16 protein-coding genes are annotated in these 16,106 nt (G+C 68.6%); 11 read left to right on the top strand and 5 right to left on the bottom strand.

What is annotated here, in order from left to right; all coding sequences use genetic code 11:
• Positions 1–100: 100 nt before the first annotated feature.
• Positions 101–706 carry a TetR/AcrR family transcriptional regulator gene (locus G6N31_RS22325; RefSeq protein WP_234815375.1) on the top strand — a complete coding sequence of 202 codons (606 nt, stop codon included), beginning with the start codon at positions 101–103 and terminating at the stop codon, positions 704–706.
• Here G6N31_RS22325 and G6N31_RS22320 read toward each other — a convergent pair.
• Entirely contained in the window at positions 683–1,252 is a 570-nt protein-coding gene (locus G6N31_RS22320) for a TetR/AcrR family transcriptional regulator (protein ID WP_098004289.1), read from the bottom strand. The two genes, G6N31_RS22325 and G6N31_RS22320, sit on opposite strands and share 24 nt — an antisense overlap.
• A gap of 64 nt (positions 1,253–1,316) precedes the next feature.
• On the opposite strand from G6N31_RS22320, the gene G6N31_RS22315 reads away from it, so the two are divergent.
• Complete coding sequence (locus G6N31_RS22315) at positions 1,317–1,994, top strand: class I SAM-dependent methyltransferase (RefSeq protein WP_098004288.1); 678 nt, start codon at positions 1,317–1,319, stop codon at positions 1,992–1,994.
• Here G6N31_RS22315 and mmpH read toward each other — a convergent pair.
• The 4 genes from mmpH to G6N31_RS22295 form a co-directional block, all read right to left on the bottom strand.
• Positions 1,991–3,055, bottom strand: coding sequence for an MMP endo-(1,4)-3-O-methyl-alpha-D-mannosidase (mmpH, locus tag G6N31_RS22310; RefSeq protein WP_098004287.1), 1,065 nt, complete (start codon positions 3,053–3,055; stop codon positions 1,991–1,993). The genes G6N31_RS22315 and mmpH overlap by 4 nt on opposite strands.
• The gene (locus tag G6N31_RS22305; protein ID WP_098004286.1) at positions 3,055–3,774 is read right to left on the bottom strand and encodes a class I SAM-dependent methyltransferase; all 720 of its coding nucleotides are present in this window, start codon (positions 3,772–3,774) and stop codon (positions 3,055–3,057) included. The genes mmpH and G6N31_RS22305 overlap by 1 nt, the downstream gene beginning before the upstream one ends.
• Positions 3,768–5,003: an MMP alpha-(1->4)-mannosyltransferase gene (gene manT, locus G6N31_RS22300; protein WP_098004285.1), complete on the bottom strand. Its 1,236-nt coding sequence runs from the start codon at positions 5,001–5,003 to the stop codon at positions 3,768–3,770. The genes G6N31_RS22305 and manT overlap by 7 nt, the downstream gene beginning before the upstream one ends.
• Positions 5,004–5,206: 203 nt before the next feature.
• Entirely contained in the window at positions 5,207–5,674 is a 468-nt protein-coding gene (locus G6N31_RS22295) for a PPOX class F420-dependent oxidoreductase (RefSeq protein WP_098004284.1), read from the bottom strand.
• A 97-nt stretch (positions 5,675–5,771) separates the two neighbouring features.
• Here G6N31_RS22295 and G6N31_RS22290 point away from each other — a divergent pair, with 97 nt between their 5' ends.
• The 9 genes from G6N31_RS22290 to glgX all read left to right on the top strand — a co-directional run bounded on the left by G6N31_RS22290 (position 5,772) and on the right by glgX (position 15,917).
• The gene (locus G6N31_RS22290; protein ID WP_179964225.1) at positions 5,772–7,082 is read left to right on the top strand and encodes an MFS transporter; all 1,311 of its coding nucleotides are present in this window, start codon (positions 5,772–5,774) and stop codon (positions 7,080–7,082) included.
• Positions 7,083–7,103: 21 nt separating this feature from the next.
• Positions 7,104–8,498: an acyl-CoA dehydrogenase family protein gene (locus G6N31_RS22285; RefSeq protein ID WP_098004283.1), complete on the top strand. Its 1,395-nt coding sequence runs from the start codon at positions 7,104–7,106 to the stop codon at positions 8,496–8,498.
• 115 nt (positions 8,499–8,613) lie between these two features.
• Positions 8,614–10,473 (top strand): hypothetical protein, encoded by a 1,860-nt coding sequence (locus G6N31_RS22280; RefSeq protein WP_179964224.1) that lies wholly within the window; start codon positions 8,614–8,616, stop codon positions 10,471–10,473.
• Positions 10,470–10,643: a hypothetical protein gene (locus G6N31_RS27085; RefSeq protein WP_165776251.1), complete on the top strand. Its 174-nt coding sequence runs from the start codon at positions 10,470–10,472 to the stop codon at positions 10,641–10,643. Before G6N31_RS22280 ends, G6N31_RS27085 begins: the two co-directional genes overlap by 4 nt.
• Before the next feature lie 29 nt (positions 10,644–10,672).
• Positions 10,673–11,098 (top strand): hypothetical protein, encoded by a 426-nt coding sequence (locus tag G6N31_RS22275; RefSeq protein WP_098004282.1) that lies wholly within the window; start codon positions 10,673–10,675, stop codon positions 11,096–11,098.
• Complete coding sequence (locus G6N31_RS22270) at positions 11,095–12,411, top strand: hypothetical protein (protein WP_098004281.1); 1,317 nt, start codon at positions 11,095–11,097, stop codon at positions 12,409–12,411. Before G6N31_RS22275 ends, G6N31_RS22270 begins: the two co-directional genes overlap by 4 nt.
• Positions 12,412–12,440: 29 nt before the next feature.
• The gene (locus tag G6N31_RS22265; protein WP_098004280.1) at positions 12,441–13,118 is read left to right on the top strand and encodes a PAS and ANTAR domain-containing protein; all 678 of its coding nucleotides are present in this window, start codon (positions 12,441–12,443) and stop codon (positions 13,116–13,118) included.
• Positions 13,115–13,693 carry an isochorismatase family protein gene (locus tag G6N31_RS22260; protein ID WP_098004279.1) on the top strand — a complete coding sequence of 193 codons (579 nt, stop codon included), beginning with the start codon at positions 13,115–13,117 and terminating at the stop codon, positions 13,691–13,693. The genes G6N31_RS22265 and G6N31_RS22260 overlap by 4 nt, the downstream gene beginning before the upstream one ends.
• 79 nt (positions 13,694–13,772) lie before the next feature.
• A complete protein-coding gene (glgX, locus tag G6N31_RS22255; RefSeq protein ID WP_098004278.1) occupies positions 13,773–15,917 on the top strand; it encodes a glycogen debranching protein GlgX in 2,145 nt (714 codons plus the stop codon).
• Positions 15,918–16,106: the final 189 nt, after the last annotated feature.

Raw genomic sequence — 16,106 nt, 5'->3', positions numbered from 1 at the left:
CCCGATCGGCTCGACGGTACTGCGGTGTACCGCCCGTGTTTCCGGTACGGTACCGCGTAGTACCAACACCGCACAAGACCCGGTTCACAAAGGTGGTGGCGTGACGACGAGCCCGACACCGCCCTTGGTCGCCGACCGCCTGCTCGACGGGCTGGCCACCGCGATCGGCGAGCGCGGCTACCGCGACACCACGGTCGCCGATATCGTCCGGCATGCCCGCACGTCCAAACGCACGTTTTACGAACAGTTCTCCGGCAAGGACGAATGCCTGGTCGAACTGCTGCGGCGCAACAACGCCGATCTGATCGCCGCGATCACCGGCGCGGTCGACGCCGACGTCGACTGGCGGACGCAGATCCGCCAGGCCGTCGAGGCCTACGTCGGGCACATCGAAGCGCGGCCCGCCATCACCCTGACCTGGATCCGCGAAGCACCCGCCCTCGGCGCCGCCGCGGCCCCGCTGCACCGGCATGCGATGACGCACCTGACCGAGATGCTGCTGACCCTCAGCGCCAACCCGGGGTTCACCCGCGCCGGGCTGGCGCCGGTCTCGGCGCCGATGGCCGTCATCCTGCTCGGTGGGTTACGGGAACTGACCGCACTTTTCGTCGAAGACGGCCGGGACGTCCGCGAGCTGGTGGAGCCGGCGACCGCGGCTGCCACCGCGATGCTCGGGCAGCACTCAGCGCAGCATCAGCCGGGCTGACTTCTCCAGTCGGACCGCGATCTCCTGAAAAGGCCCGTGCTCCATCCCCGCCCGCACGAGCGCACCGGCATAGAGCATCTCCAGCGACTCGATGACGTCGGGGTCGGTGTCGGGGCCCAGCGCGGCGCTCAACCGGTCCCGGATGTCGCGGCCGATCCGCAGCCGCAGCGCCTCCACGTCGGGGTCCTTGCCCAGCAGCGCGGTGGTCACGGCACCGGCGAACTCGGGCTCGTCGGCCACCAGCATCGCGATGTGCCACAGCACCTCGACGACCCGGGTCACCGCGTCCGCGGACTCATGCGCCACTTCCGGCGAGTGGGCCAATCTCCGCCAGAACACCTCGGCAACCAGATGTTCCTTCGAGGAGAAGTAGGTGTACGCGGTAGCGGCTCCCACGCCGGCCGCCGCTGCCACCCGGCGCACGGTCATCGCGGCGAAGCCTTCCCGGGCGATCAGATCGACGGCCGCCTGTCCCAGCCGGTCCACGGTGTCGGCCTGGCGGGCGGTCAACCTGCGCCGAGTCGACTCCAGCGCCGGATCGGACACATGTCCGGACGCTACTACAACCACCTGCGGCCAGCAACGGCGCGCACCGGTAAGTTCGGGTGCGATGACTGAGACAAACGCCGCGCTTCCGGCCGACGCCGCTGCGCTGTTCGATCTCGCGGACCGCGTCACCGGCTTCATGGCCGCCGACGAGGGGCGCGCGCTCTACGACACCGCCCTGGCCTACCTCGCCGACGGGGTGGGTGTCGAGATCGGCACCTACTGCGGCAAGTCGACCGTGCTGCTCGGCGCGGCGGCCAAACAGACGGGCGGTCTGATCTTCACCGTCGACCACCACCACGGCTCCGAGGAGCATCAGGCCGGCTGGGAGTACCACGACGATTCCATGGTCGACCCGGTCACCGGCCTGTTCGACACGCTGCCCACCCTGCGGCACACCTTGGACGCCGCCGGCCTCGACGACCACATCGTCGCCATCGTCGGGCGCTCCCCGGTGGTCGCCCGAGGCTGGCGGACCCCGCTGCGGTTCCTGTTCATCGACGGCGGCCACACCGAGGAGGCGGCCAGCCGTGACTTCGACGGCTGGGCCAAGTGGGTCGACGTCGGCGGCGCGCTGGTCATCCACGACGTGTTCCCCGACCCGGCAGACGGTGGACAGGCGCCGTACCACATCTACCGGCGCGCGCTGGAGTCCGGTGATTTCCGGGAGGTCCGGGTGGTCGGATCGATGCGGATCCTGGAGCGGGAGTCGGGGCTGCCGGGATCGCTGCGCAGCGGCTAACGCTCGGTGGCGGCGCACTCGCAGTCGTAGTCGCTCTCCAGACCGCGGGGCAGGTCGGCGCCACGGAACAAGCCGCTGCCCGGCGTCGCCGACGACAGTGCGTCGGCCGCCAGGATCACCGCAGCGCCCGTCCAGGTGGTGCGCTCCACCGGCCAGCGCTTGCCGTCGGCGTACACCAGGCCCGTCCAGTACGAACCGTCCTCCTCGCGCAGATGGTGCATGGCCGCGAACTGCTCGTGCGCCCGGTCGTGCTGGCCGATGGCCTCCAGAGCCAGGACCAGCTCACAGGTTTCGGCGCCGGTCACCCAGGGCCGGTCGTCGACGCAGCGGATACCGAGGCCGGGGACGACGAAGTCGTCCCACCGCTCGTCGATGCGGGTGTGCGCGCGGTCGCCGCGCAACGCCCCGCCCAGGATCGGGTAGTACCACTCCATCGACCAGCGGTCCTTGGCGGCGAACGCATCGGAGTGGTCGGCGATCGCGTGCCCGAGCCGACCGACCGCCAACTCCCATTCGGGCTGGGCGTCTCCGAGGTAGTCCGCCAGCGCCAGCGCGCAGCGCATCGCGTGGTGGATGCTGGCGCAGCCGGTCAGCAACGCGTCTTCGGTGGGCCCCCCGGGACCGCGGCCCCAGACGATCTCGCCGGTGTCGCACTGCAATTCGAGTACGAAATCGATCGCCTTGGAAACCACCGGCCACATGGCCACCGCGAAGTCGCGGTCCCCGGTGACCAGCACGTGATGCCACACTCCGGTGGCGATGTAGGCGCAGAAGTTGCTGTCGCTGTTGGCGTCCTCGATCACCCCGTCGCGCAGCTGGATCGGCCAACTACCGTCCGCGCGCTGGTTGGCCCGCGACCACTCGAACGCCTTACGGGCGGGCTCGAGCAACCCGGCCGCGGTCAGCGCCATCGCGTTCTCGATGTGGTCCCACGGGTCGGTGTGACCGCCCACCGACCACGGGATCGCCCCGCTGGACTCCTGCGTGGCCGCGATCGACTCAGCCGTCTGCAGACACTGAGCCGCGGTGAAAACGCCGGGAACGCTGGGGATCTGGGGCATCAGCTCGATCGCGGCTTGTCGAAGTAGAGGGCCACACTCTTGCCGATCACCGGATTGAGCAACGACTCCGCGGTGCGGGTCAGCCACGGCTGATCGACCATGTCCCACACCAGCAACTTGTGGTAGGCGCCCACCGCGGGATGGTCGTTGTTCTCCGTCCCGACAGCACATTTGAGCCACCAATACGGCGAATGCAGAGCGTGCGCGTGATGGGAGTGGGTCAGCCGCAGTCCGTGCGCGACCACCTTGTCGCGTAACTCGTGGGCCCGGTAGATGCGGATGTGTCCGCCCTCGTTGGCGTGGTAGGAGTCCGACAGTGCCCAGCAGATCCGTTCCGGTAGCCAGCGCGGCACCGTGATCGCCAGGTGCCCACCGGGTTTGAGAACCCGGACAAGCTCGGCGATGGCCCGGTCGTCCTCGGGCACGTGCTCGAGGATCTCCGAGGCGATCACGCAGTCGAAGCTGCCGTCCGGGTAGGGCAGATCGAGCGCATCGCCCTTGACGGCTTCCGCCGACGCCGACGCCGGCACCTCGCCCTGCTGCTTCATCGCCTGCAGGATCTCGTCGACATCGTTGAGATCCGAGGCGTTCTGGTCGAATCCGATCACGTCCGCGCCCCGGCGGAACGCCTCGAACGTGTGTCGTCCCGCGCCGCAACCGACGTCGATCACCTTGGTGCCGGTACCGACGCCGAGGCGGTCGAAGTCCACCGTCAGCATGTCGCGACCCTCCCGCAGGCCCGTTCGTAGACCGCAACCGTCTGTGCGGCAACCGATTCCCAGCTGAAGACTTCCAGCGCGCGCCGGCGGCCGTTGTCGCCGAGGCGGCGCAGCTCGCGCGGCGAGTCCAACAGCCGGCCGAGCACCGCGGTCAGCTCGTCGACGTCGGCCGGGGTGACCAGCCGCGCGCACTCGCCGTCGGGTCCGACGACCTCGGGCAACGCGCCGGCCCGGCTGGCGACGATGGGGGTGCCGCTGGCCATCGCCTCCACCGCCGGCAGCGAGAAACCCTCGTACAGCGAAGGGATGCACGCCACTTCGGCCGATGACAACAGCTGCGCCAACTCGGCGTCGGACAGACCGCTGGAGCTGTGCACGATGTCGGAGATGCCGAGTTCGGCGATGAGTTTCTCGGTCGGGCCGTTGGGCTCGAGCTTGGCGACCAGCTGAAGTTCGAGATCACGCTCGACGCGCAGCCGCGCGACGGCGTGCAGCAGGTGGCTGACCCCCTTGAGCGGTACGTCGGCGCTGGCGATCGCGATGATGCGATTGCGCACCCGCGCGCCGGCCGGCTGGAACAGCTGGGTGTCGACGCCGAGCGGCACCACATGCAACTGCTCGGGAGCCACCGCGAAGTCCTCGGCGATGTCGGCCGCTGACGTCGAGGACACCGTGACCAGTTCCGGGATCTGCCGCGCGACCTGCTTCTGCATCTCGGCGAAGCCGTACCACCGGCGGACCAGCGGTTTGCGCCACCACTTGGCGGCCGCGACATCGAGGACGCGGTCGCGGGTGATGGGATGGTGCACCGTGGCCACCACCGGCAGCCCCGACTCGGCGATGGTCAGCAGGCCGGTCCCCAGGCACTGGTTGTCGTGCACCACGTCGAAGTCGTCGCGACGGTCGGCCAGCAGGCGCGCGACGCGCATGCTGAACGTCTTGGGCTCGGGAAAACCCGCCGTCCAGGTCGTCAGCAGCTCCTGCAGATCGATGCTGGTCCTGATCTCGTTGGGGCGCGGAATGCGGAACGGGTCCGGCTCGCGGTAGAGGTCAAGGCTGGGCACTTTGGTCAGCGTCACCCGCGGGTCCAGACCGTCGGGGTAGGGCTGCCCGGAGAACAGTTCCACCTCATGGCCCAGTTCCACCAGGCCCCGGCTGAGATGACGGACGTAGACACCCTGGCCACCGCAGTGCGTCTTGCTCCGGTACGACAGCAACGCGATGCGCATGTCAGCCCACCGCTTCAACATGGCGCACCAGGACGCCGGTCCAGGATGGGAAGCCGCCCTGAGCTGCCCGAATCATATGGAGCAAGGAATTCCGAACCCTCCTGGACATGTGTCCAGACTATAGTTTGACGTGCTAGCAGACGCAACGCGTGTGCTAGCACTGACTATCACAAACGCCGCTGACCGTCCTGCTCACCCTATGGTCAGAGCCTCGGAGGGGGCGGCGGAAACCCACCGGTCGCAACTGGTCCCCACCGTTGGGCAGTGACCCTGATCAGGCACTTACCCTGTTCGGCCATCGCGGTGCGGTACTCGTCCCAGTCGGGATGTTCTCCCGAGACGGCCCGGAAGTACTCGACCAGCGGTTGGAGGGCGTCGGGCAGACCGACGACCTCGGCGTCCCCGTCGATTTGGACATAGGGGCCGTCGAACTCGTCGGAGAGCACCACCACGCTGGCGCGCGGTCGCCGGCCGATGTTGACCGCTTTGGCCCGCTGCGGATAGCTCGCGATCACGATCCGACCTTCGGCGTCGACGCCGCCGGTGACCGGGGAACTCTGCGGCGACCCGTCGGCCCGGAACGTGGTCAGCACCATCCGGTGCCGCGGCCGGACGAAGTCGAGCAGTTCCGAGCGCGAAACCGGGTCGGCGGTGGCGTACCTGCGGGCCATCGGCTCAGCCTATCCGCGGCCACGGAAACCTCTGGCTACACTGCGCCCCATGCGGCAGCGCCTTTACACTTCGCCGCGCATCTGACAAGGGATCACGGTGGCGGAGAGCAACAGCGCAGCAATCGTCGAGTGGCGGCGGTTCGGCAAGGTGCCGATCGCTGCGGGCCTGGGTTACTCGATGGGGGTCATCCACGTCTACTGCCTCGGTGCGTTCATGGCGCCACTGCAGGACGAGTTCGGCTGGTCGCGGGCTCAGGCCTCGGCGGGTCTGACGATCGTCGGCATGGCCGCGGCGGTCGCGGCGCTGCCGATCGGGCTGATGGTCGACCGGTTGGGGCCGCGCCGCGTCGGGCTGTGCGGGGTGACGCTGATGGCGGCGACGTTCGCGCTGATGGGCAGCGCGACGGGCTCGATGGTCAATTGGATCCTGTTGTGGGCGCTGCTGTCCTTCGCGTCGTTCTGGGTGCAGACCACGGTCTGGACGTCGGCGGTGGCCAGCCGCTTCGAGGCCTCACGCGGGCTGGCCTTCGCGGTCACGCTGTCCGGCGGTTCGCTGGCCGCCGCTGTGTTCCCGCCGTTGGCGACCGCGCTGATCGGGATCTGGGGATGGCGCGGCGCGTTCGTCGGCCTGGGGTTGATGTGGGGCGCGCTGGTGCTCCTGACGGTCGCCCTGTTCTTCCGGGGCGCCCAGGACGAGCGTGCCGGCCGGGCCGGGGAACCCCCGGCCGCCGCACCCGGCCCCGTACCGGTGACCGCGCCGGCGGTGGAACTGCCCGGGGTCACTCTGCGCGCCGGGTTGCGCTCCCTGACGTTCTATCAACTCCTGCTCGCCGCGGGGCTTTTCGCGTTCACCACCCTCGGTGTGGTGGTGCATCTGGTGCCGATCCTGCGCGACGCCGGCGCCGAACCGTTGGCTGCGGCCGGTACCGCGTCACTGGTGGGGGTGTTCTCCATCGTCGGCCGACTCGGGGTCGGCCTGTTGCTCGACCGCTTCCCGGGCCGGGTGGTCGGTGCGGGTGCGTACCTGGTGCCGATCGCGGGCAGCGCGCTGCTGCTCTTCGACGGCGCCAACCCGGTGAGCCAGACCCTGGCCGCGGCGCTGTTCGGGCTCACCCTCGGCGCGGAGGTCGACGTGATCGCCTACCTCGCCTCCCGCTATTTCGGGCTGCGCAACTTCGGCGGGCTGTTCGGCGGTCTGGTCGCTGCGCTGTCACTGGGCACCGCGTTCGGTCCGCTGGCCTCCGGCGCGACGTCGGACCACTTCGGCAGTTACGCACCGTTTCTGGTGTCGACGATGGTGCTGATGGGCGTGAGCAGCGTGGCGCTGGCACTGCTTCGGCCCGCGCCGGACTGGAGCCTGGAACCGTCGGTGGATTTGTCGCCGCAGGTGGGTACAGACCCCTCGTAGACCGACCGACGAGGGGCGCACATGACCTTCAACATCACGCCCACGGCAGCTCAGCACGACCTGGCGCGGCGCACCCACCAGTTCGCCGAGGAGGTCGTCCGGCCGGTCGCCTCCGAGTACGACCAGCGCCAGGAGTTCCCGTGGCCGGTGCTCGAGGAAGCGGCCAGCCAGGGTTTTTACAGTCCGCTGTTCTACCGGGACCTGATCGGCGACCCGACGGGACTGTCGCTACCGATGTTCATGGAGGAGCTGTTCTGGGGCTGCGCCGGCATCGGGCTGGCGGTGGTGATGCCGGCGCTGGCGCTGTCGGCGATCGGTCAGGCCGCGTCCCCGGAACAGATGCTGCAGTGGGCACCTGAATGCTTCGGCACGCCCGGTGATCTCAAGCTCGCGGCGCTGGCGATCTCCGAACCCGAAGGCGGCAGCGACGTGCGCAACCTGCGCACGACCGCGCGCCGCGACGGCGATGACTGGATCATCGACGGTCACAAGATGTGGATCGGCAACGGCGGCATCGCCAACGTGCACGTCGTCAACGCGGTGGTGGACCAGGAACTGGGCCACAAGGGCCAGGCGCTGTTCATCGTGCCCGGCGGCACACCCGGTCTGGAACTGGTCCGCAAGCTCGACAAGCTCGGCTGCCGCGCGTCCCACACCGCCGAGCTCAAGTTCGACGGCGTCCGGATTCCCGGCGACCACCTGCTCGGTGGAGAGGAGAAGCTGGAGTACAAGCTGGCCAAGGCACGCGAGGCCGCTGAAGGACTGGCGGGGGCCGCGTCCAGATCCCGCTCCGCGGCGCTGGGCACCTTCGAGCAGACCCGGCCGATGGTCGCCGCGCAGGCGCTCGGGATCGCCCGCGCCGCGCTGGAGTACATGACCGAGTACGCCAACCGGCGCGAGGCCTTCGGGGCGCCCATCATCGACAATCAGGGCATCGCCTTCCCGATCGCCGACCTGGCCACCCAGATCGATGCGGCCCGCTTGCTGACCTGGCGGGCGTCGTGGATGGCGGCCACCGGGGTGCCGTTTGAGCGCGGTGAGGGCTCGATGTCGAAGTTGGCAGCCAGCGAGGTCGCGGTGAAGACCACCGAGCGGGCCATCCAGACGATGGGCGGCTGGGGCTACATCAAGGACCATCCGGTCGAGAAGTGGTACCGAGACGCCAAGCTGTACACCATCTTCGAGGGCACCAGTGAGATCCAGCGGATGGTGATCGCCCGTGCGCTGGGCGCCGCGGACGGCGCGCCGCCGCTACATGTCGACCTCGAGCCGACCGGCGGACCGCTCAACCGCTACTTCGGTCGCGGCACTCCGCTGCGCACCCGCGCCGCGGCGCGCGCGCTGGCGGCCAAGGACAGCGTCCCGCAGCCGGTCATGCAGATGGCGATGAAGGTGCTGCGCCCGCCGCGCAAGTAACGGCCGCGTGCCCACCCGCCGCGAAACAAAACCCGGTACCCCTGGTTTCACCTGATTCGTTTTTGGCAACATTACCGATCAGTCAGATAGCGGTCCGGTACGCAGAGCGATGGGGATGACGATGGGGTTTTCGTGGGCGTCTTCGCGGTATGACGTGTCCCTGCTGGCTCAAGGCGACGAGGGCGGCGGCGCCGCGCTCAATGAGATCATCGGCCTCTCGGTCGCGGCTGCGGTCATCTCCGCGGTGCTGGTCTGGATCGGCTGGTTGCACCGCAGCCACAAGATCACCTGGCTGACCTCGCTGGCCGACTGGACCGGCCGGCGCTTCAAGCGACCGCCCTGGGTGGCCCTGCCGGTCATCCTGTTCACCAGCTCGATCATCTGTGCTCTGTTCGGGTTCATCTGGGACGTCAGCCTGCACATCGGCGACGGTCGCGACGACGGCGCCCTGGCCAACCCGGCCCACTACTTCATTCTGATCGGGCTGTTCGGCATCTTCGTCGCCGGCTGTACGGCGATGGTGTTGCCGCTCGACGGTGCGCGGCCGGGACCGGCCGCGGTGCGCATCACCGACGACTGGTACGCACCGGTCGGTGGTCTGGTGATGGCCGGCTGCGGTCTGTACGCGCTGACGGGATTCCCGCTCGACGACATCTGGCACCGCATCTTCGGCCAGGACGTCACGCTGTGGGGCCCGACGCACCTGATGATGATCGGTGGCGCCGGCTTCTCGACGTTGGCCGCGGCCTTTTTGGAGTACGAAGGCCGACGGGCCGCCGGACCGGACGCGCCGCGCGACGGCCTCGGCCTCAAGTTCGTGCTGTACCTGGCCTTCGCCGGAGTGCTGATCGGCGCATCGGTCTACCAGATCGAGTTCGACTTCGGCGTCCCCCAGTTCCGCCAGGTGTTCCAGCCGATGCTGATCGCTGCCGCGGCAGCTCTCGCGCTGGTGATGGCCAGGATCTTCCTGGGCCGCGGCGCGGCGATCATCGCGGCGCTGATCGCGATCGGCCTGCGCGGCATCGTCGCGCTGCTGGTGGGGCCGGTGCTCGAGGCGCCCATCAACTGGTTCCCGCTCTATCTCGGCGCGGCGCTGGTCGTCGAAGTGCTCGCACTGACCCCACTGCTCAAGCGACCCGTGCTGTTCGGCATGGTCAGCGGTCTGGGCATCGCGACCGTCGGGCTGTGGCTGGAATCGCTGTGGATCAACGCGGTGTACCCGCTGACCTGGCCGGCCAGCATCTGGGGTGAGGCGCTGGCGATGTCGGTACCGGTGGCGATCCTGGTCGGTGCATGCGGCGCGATGGCCGGGATGGTGCTCACCGGGCAGCGGCTGCCGCGGCGGGCGCTCAGCATCGGTCTGGTGTCGCTGACCGTCGTGGTCATCGGCGCCGCCGCGGCCAACGGCCTGACCTACAACACCCCGGAGAACGCGACCGCGCAGGTCACCCTGACCGAAGCGCCGCCCGTCGACGGAAATCGGTTCGTCACCGCCGACATCCGGTTCAACCCGCCGGATGTGATCAGCGACGACCCCAACTGGGTCGCGGTGCTCGGCTGGCAGGGGGGCACGGACAACCAGCGCGGCATGTTCGTCGACCGTCTCGACCGGGTCGGCCCCGGACACTACGTGTCGACCGAGCCGATGCCGGTCTCGGGCACCTGGAAGACGCTGGTGCGGGTGCACGACGGCAAGACGTTGGCGGCGGTGCCGATCTACCTGGCCGGTGACCCCGGCATCGGCGCGGAAGAAGTCCCGGCCGAGCCGCAGTTCACCCGCCCGTTCGTCTCCGAGATCACCATCCTGCAGCGCGAACGCAGTCCCGACATCCCGGAGTCGCTGTGGCTGATCGGCTGCCTGGTGGTGCTCGTCTGCACGCTGGCGATGGTCGCCGGGATCACCTGGGGCGGCGGCCGGATCAGCAACAGCGAACCGCGGCAGGGTGCCGACCTGGAACCGGCAGGACAGACATGACGGAGAGGACAGACATGACCATGCCGCCCGAGGTCGTCGTGCTCGCCGACCACCCGATCTGGATCGCCGTGCCGGCATTCGCTCCGGCGTTCGTGGTGGCCGGCGTGGTGGTCTACATCGCGGTGCGCAACCGCAAGAAGCGCGAGGCCGGCGAATCCCGCGACAACTGAGAACCCCCTCTCGAAACACTGAACAGGTGATGACAATCCGAATCGACACAGCGTTGGCAATCGCTGCGGCGGCGGTGCTGCTCGCCGGCTGCGGAGGATCAGAGCCCGGGCAGGCCGCGTCCCCGACCGCATCGCCTCCCGGGGTCAGCGAGCCGGCGGGTTCCGCCGAACCGGCCCCGCAGCAGTCCGATCAAGTCGTCCTCGACGTCACGATCGAGGGGGGTTCGGTGACGCCCACCAACGAACAGCTGCAGGCAGCGGTGGGTCAGCCCATCGTGCTCCGCGTCGACAGCGACTCCGCCGACGAACTGCACGTGCACTCGACACCGGAACACACGTTCCCGGTGGCGGCACAGCAGGGGCAGTCGTTCGAATTCACCGTCGACATGCCCGGACGCGTCGACGTCGAGTTGCACAACAGCCACACCACGATCGCCACCATCCTGGTGCGGTGACCGAGCAGCTTCTGGCCCATGGGTTGGGCGGCTCGAGCGATCTCCCGATCCCGTTCACCTATGCGCTCATCGGTGCCGCGTGGGCGTTGACGTTCACCTTTGCGGTGGTCGCGCTGGCCTGGCGGAGCCCCAGGTTCGACCCCGGCAAACCGGGGCGTGCGCTGCCGCAATGGGTCACGACCGTCGTCGACGCGTCGCTGACCCGATGGGTGCTGGCCGCGCTGAGCCTGGTGTTCACCGGATGGGTCGCGATGGCGGCGTTCTTCGGGCCGCAGACCGCCGACAATCCGCTTCCCGGCGTGTTCTACGTGCTGCTGTGGGTGGGGCTGGTAGCGCTGTCGTGGGCGCTGGGACCGGTGTGGCGGGTGCTGTCACCGGTGCGCGCGCTGCACAAGCTGATCGGCGGGCGCAGCGTCGGCGCAGACTATCCGCGCACGCTGGGCTACTGGCCCGCCGCGGCGGGGCTGTTGGCGTTCGTGTGGCTGGAGCTGGCCAGCCCCGACCCCGGCTCGCTGGGCGCGATCCGCACCTGGTTGCTGGTGTACCTGGCGGTGACGCTGGCCGGTGTGGTCTGGTTCGGGTCGCGGTGGAACTCGAACGCCGACCCGTTCGAGGTGTACAGCGTCGTCGCGTCCCGACTGTCGGCGTTCCGCCGCCGCGACGATGGCCGGGTCGCGGTCGGCAACCCGTTCGATCACCTGCCGTCGCTGCCGGTGCGGCCCGGCGTGGTCGCAGTGCTGGCCGTGCTGCTGGGCTCGACCGCATTCGACAGCTACTCGGCCACCCCGCAGTTCCGCAATCTCGCCGGGGAGTTGACCGACTCCACCGTCGGGGCCACGCTGGTACGCACCGCGGGCCTGCTGCTGTTCATCGGGGTGGTCGCGGGCACGTTCTGGCTGGCGGCGCGCGCCACCGGCGGGGTGGACGCGGCACGGCGCCGCGAGTTGCCCGGGCTGATGGCGCACTCTCTGATCCCGATCGTGATCGGCTACGTCTTCGCCCACTACCTGACCTACCTGGTCGAACGCGGGCAGCAGACGGTGATCCAGTTGGCCGACCCGCTGGACCGCGGCTGGAACGTGCTGGGCCTGGCCGACGCTCAGGTCGGCTATGTGCTGTCGACGCATCCGGCGCTGCTGGCCACGCTCAAGGTCGGGTTCGTGGTGGCCGGGCACATCGCCGGCGTGGTCGCGGCGCACGACCGGGCCCTGGCGCTGCTGCCCAAACAGCATCAGCTCACCGGGCAGCTGGGGATGATGCTGGTGATGGTGGGTTACACGTTCATGGGGCTCTATCTGCTGTTCGGCGGATGAGTTCGCGGCCGGGCCGATAATGTCAACTCGTGTCAGGTGAAGATGCCCTGGAACAGGCCCTCGCCGGCGGTGCCCCACAGCGAGTCGGATGGTTCCGTTTCTATTTCGCCGACGAACGCTGGGAGTGGTCCGAGCAGGTGCAGCAGCTGCACGGGTACCAGCCCGGCACCGTCACACCGACCACCGAACTCGTGCTCTCCCACAAACATCCCGACGATCGTCAGCAGGTGGCCGCCACCCTCGACGAGATGCGCCGCACCCATCGCACCTTCTCGACACGGCACCGCATCGTCGACACCGGCGGCAAGACCCACGAAGTCGTGGTGATCGGCGATCGGCTCAACGACGGCGACGGCCGGCTGATCGGCACCCACGGCTTCTACGTCGACGTCACCCCCAGCGCGACGGCCGCCAAGGAACTGATGACCGCGGCACTGACCGAGATCACCGAGAACCGCGCGGTCATCGAACAGGTCAAGGGCATGCTGATGCTGATCTACCGGGTCGACGCCGATGCCGCGTTCGAGTTGCTGCGGTGGCGCTCGCAGGAGAGCAACGTCAAGCTGCGCGCACTCGCCGAACGCGTGCTCCACGACTATGCCGAGTTGGTCTACGAGGAGACGCTGCCCCCACGTGCCGCGTTCGACCACCTCCTGCTGACGGCGCATCTGCGGGTGGACCGCGGCGGCGATACCGTGAACAGATGAGCGATCCCGCGTCACACGTCGCGTTGATCATCGTCGACGTGCAGAACGACTTCTGTGAGGGCGGCTCGCTGGCCGTGGCCGGTGGCGCCGCGGTGGCCCATGCCGTCAACGACCTGCTGGCCGGACCGTCCGGCCGGCGCTACCGGCACGTGGTGGCCACCAAGGATTTTCACATCGATCCGGGCAGTCACTTCTCCGACGACCCCGACTTCGTCGACTCCTGGCCGCCGCACTGCGTCGCCGGGTCGGCCGGCGCGGACTTCCACCCCGACCTCGATGTCGCCCCGATCGAAGCCGTGTTCGCCAAAGGGCACTACAGCGCGGCCTACAGCGGTTTCGAAGGCACCGACGACTCCGGCGCGACGCTCGCGGACTGGCTGCGCGCCCACCACGTCGACGCGGTCGACGTGGTGGGCATCGCCACCGACTACTGCGTGCGCGCGACGGCCGCCGACGCTGCGACCGCCGGGTTCACCACCCGGGTCCTGCTGGACCTGACCGCCGGGGTCTCCCCCACCTCCACCGCCGACGCGGTCGAGTCGTTGCGGGCCGCCGGAGTCGATGTGGTGACCTGACCCACCCGACGGTTGTACTCGGCCCCGAATGGGCATCCCCTAACGTCGCAGCCGCGGCAAGGAGTTCAGGAGAATCCACTTGACCCAGATCAGCACCCCGGGTGACGCGCTTGACCTCGAGTTATGGCCGGGTAAGGCCTACCCGCTCGGCGCCACCTATGACGGGTACGGCACCAACTTCGCGGTGTTCAGCGAGGCCGCCGAGAAGGTGGAACTGTGCCTGTTCAACGCTGACGGCGCCGAGACCCGGATCCCGCTGCCCGAGGTGGACGGCTTCGTGTGGCACGGATTCATCCCCAGCATCGAACCCGGGCAGCGCTACGGCTACCGGGTCCACGGCCCCCACGACCCGGCCAACGGGCAGCGGTGCAACCCCAACAAGCTGCTGCTCGATCCGTACGCCAAGGCCATCGACGGGCAGTTCGACTGGGATCAACCGCTGTTCAGCTACACCTTCGGCGACCCCGACAGCCGCAACGACGACGACTCGGCGGCCAACATGCCCAAGTGCGTGGTGATCAACCCGTATTTCGACTGGGGCGTCGACCGTCCGCCGAATCACGAGTATGCGGACTCGGTGATCTACGAGGCCCACGTCAAGGGCCTGACCCAGACCCATCCCGACATTCCCGAGCAGATCCGCGGCACCTACGCCGCGGTCGCGCATCCGGCGATCATCGACCATCTGCAGGCGCTGGGGGTCACCGCGATCGAATTGATGCCGGTGCACCATTTCGCCAACGACTCGACGCTGGTCGAGAAGGGGTTGTCGAACTACTGGGGCTACAACACCATCGGCTTCTTCGCGCCCGACTCGAAGTACAGCTCGAACCCGAACCCGGGCGGGCAGGTCCAGGAGTTCAAGGCGATGGTGCGCGCGCTGCACGAGGCCAACATCGAGGTGATCCTCGACGTCGTCTACAACCACACCGCCGAGGGCAACCACCTCGGGCCGACGCTGTCGATGCGCGGTATCGACAACGCGGCGTACTACCACCTCGTCGACAACGACAAGCGCTATTACATGGACTACACCGGCACCGGGAACAGTCTGAACGTGCGGCATCCGCACACCCTGCAGCTGATCATGGACTCGCTGCGCTACTGGGTCACCGAGATGCACGTCGACGGGTTCCGGTTCGACCTGGCCTCCACGCTGGCGCGCGAGTTCTATGACGTCGACCGGCTGGCGACCTTCTTCGAGTTGGTGCAGCAGGATCCGGTGGTCAGTCAGGTCAAGTTGATCGCCGAGCCGTGGGATGTCGGGCCCGGCGGCTACCAGGTCGGCAATTTCCCGCCCCAGTGGACCGAGTGGAACGGCAAGTACCGCGACACCGTGCGGGACTTCTGGCGTGGTGAACCGGCCACCCTCGACGAGTTCGCCTACCGGCTGACCGGATCGGCCGATCTCTACGAACACACCGCCCGCCGACCGGTGGCGTCGATCAATTTCGTCATCGCGCACGACGGCTTCACGTTGCGCGACCTGGTGTCCTACAACGAGAAGCACAACGAGGCCAACGGCGAGGACAACAACGACGGCGAGAGCCACAACCGCTCGTGGAACTGCGGTGTGGAGGGACCGACCGACGATCCCGAGGTGCTGGCGCTGCGCGCCAAGCAGGAGCGCAATTTCCTGACCACGTTGCTGCTGTCCCAGGGCGTGCCGATGATCTGCCACGGCGACGAGCTCGGCCGCACCCAGGGCGGCAACAACAACGGCTACTGCCAGGACAACGAGATCACCTGGATGCACTGGGACGAGGCCGATACCGACCTGCTCGAGTTCACCCGCGCGGTCTCCCAATTGCGCGCCGCACACCCGGTGTTCCGCCGACGTCGCTTCTTCAGCGGCAAGCCGCTGGGCCGCCGCGGTCCGGCCGGTCTGCCCGACGTCGCCTGGTTCACCCCGGACGGCACGGAGATGAGCGGCGAGGACTGGGGTACCGAGTACGCCAAATCGGTCGGGGTGTTCCTCAACGGTCACGGCATCCCCGACATGGACGCGCGCGGACAGCGGGTCATCGACGACTCGTTCCTGCTGTTCTTCAACGCCCACTACGAGCCGATCGAGTTCACGCTGCCGCCGGCCGAGTTCGGCCGTTCGTGGATCCCGGTGCTGTGCACGGCCGCCGAACCCGACCCCGAGGAGTCGTTCACGGCGGGCACACCGGTGACGGTGGACGCCCGGGCGACACTGGTGCTGCGGGCGGCGACCGACTAGGGCGGTGGCGTGACCGCCGTGAAAAACGTTGCGCGGCACGAGCCTTGAGGGTCCAGTTCAGCGAATTTCGCGTGTTCGTGTGTTAGCTTGAAGGCGCTGTTGCAACCGTGGCCGTCGAGTCGGCGTCGGGCGTTTCGCAACGTCCAATGCCACCGGCCTGGGCGGGCCGGCAGTAGGAGCCGAAGAGCG

This window comes from Mycolicibacterium duvalii (assembly GCF_010726645.1).
GTDB classification, from domain to species: Bacteria; Actinomycetota; Actinomycetes; order Mycobacteriales; family Mycobacteriaceae; genus Mycobacterium; species Mycobacterium duvalii.
The sequence above is the reverse complement of the archived record's forward strand: the minus strand, read 5'-3'. Positions and strand labels throughout refer to the sequence as shown.

Bases quoted from the DNA above. Each gene is read 5' to 3' on its own strand.
- G6N31_RS27085 (WP_165776251.1), top strand. From the start codon at position 10,470: ATGACGGAGAGGACAGACATGACCATGCCGCCCGAGGTCGTCGTGCTC.
- G6N31_RS22260 (WP_098004279.1), top strand. From the start codon at position 13,115: ATGAGCGATCCCGCGTCACACGTCGCGTTGATCATCGTCGACGTGCAG.
- G6N31_RS22285 (WP_098004283.1), top strand. From the start codon at position 7,104: ATGACCTTCAACATCACGCCCACGGCAGCTCAGCACGACCTGGCGCGG.
- G6N31_RS22275 (WP_098004282.1), top strand. From the start codon at position 10,673: ATGACAATCCGAATCGACACAGCGTTGGCAATCGCTGCGGCGGCGGTG.
- G6N31_RS22315 (WP_098004288.1), top strand. From the start codon at position 1,317: ATGACTGAGACAAACGCCGCGCTTCCGGCCGACGCCGCTGCGCTGTTC.
- manT (WP_098004285.1), bottom strand. From the start codon at position 5,003: ATGCGCATCGCGTTGCTGTCGTACCGGAGCAAGACGCACTGCGGTGGC.
- G6N31_RS22295 (WP_098004284.1), bottom strand. From the start codon at position 5,674: ATGGCCCGCAGGTACGCCACCGCCGACCCGGTTTCGCGCTCGGAACTG.
- G6N31_RS22280 (WP_179964224.1), top strand. From the start codon at position 8,614: ATGACGATGGGGTTTTCGTGGGCGTCTTCGCGGTATGACGTGTCCCTG.
- mmpH (WP_098004287.1), bottom strand. From the start codon at position 3,055: ATGCCCCAGATCCCCAGCGTTCCCGGCGTTTTCACCGCGGCTCAGTGT.
- G6N31_RS22305 (WP_098004286.1), bottom strand. From the start codon at position 3,774: ATGCTGACGGTGGACTTCGACCGCCTCGGCGTCGGTACCGGCACCAAG.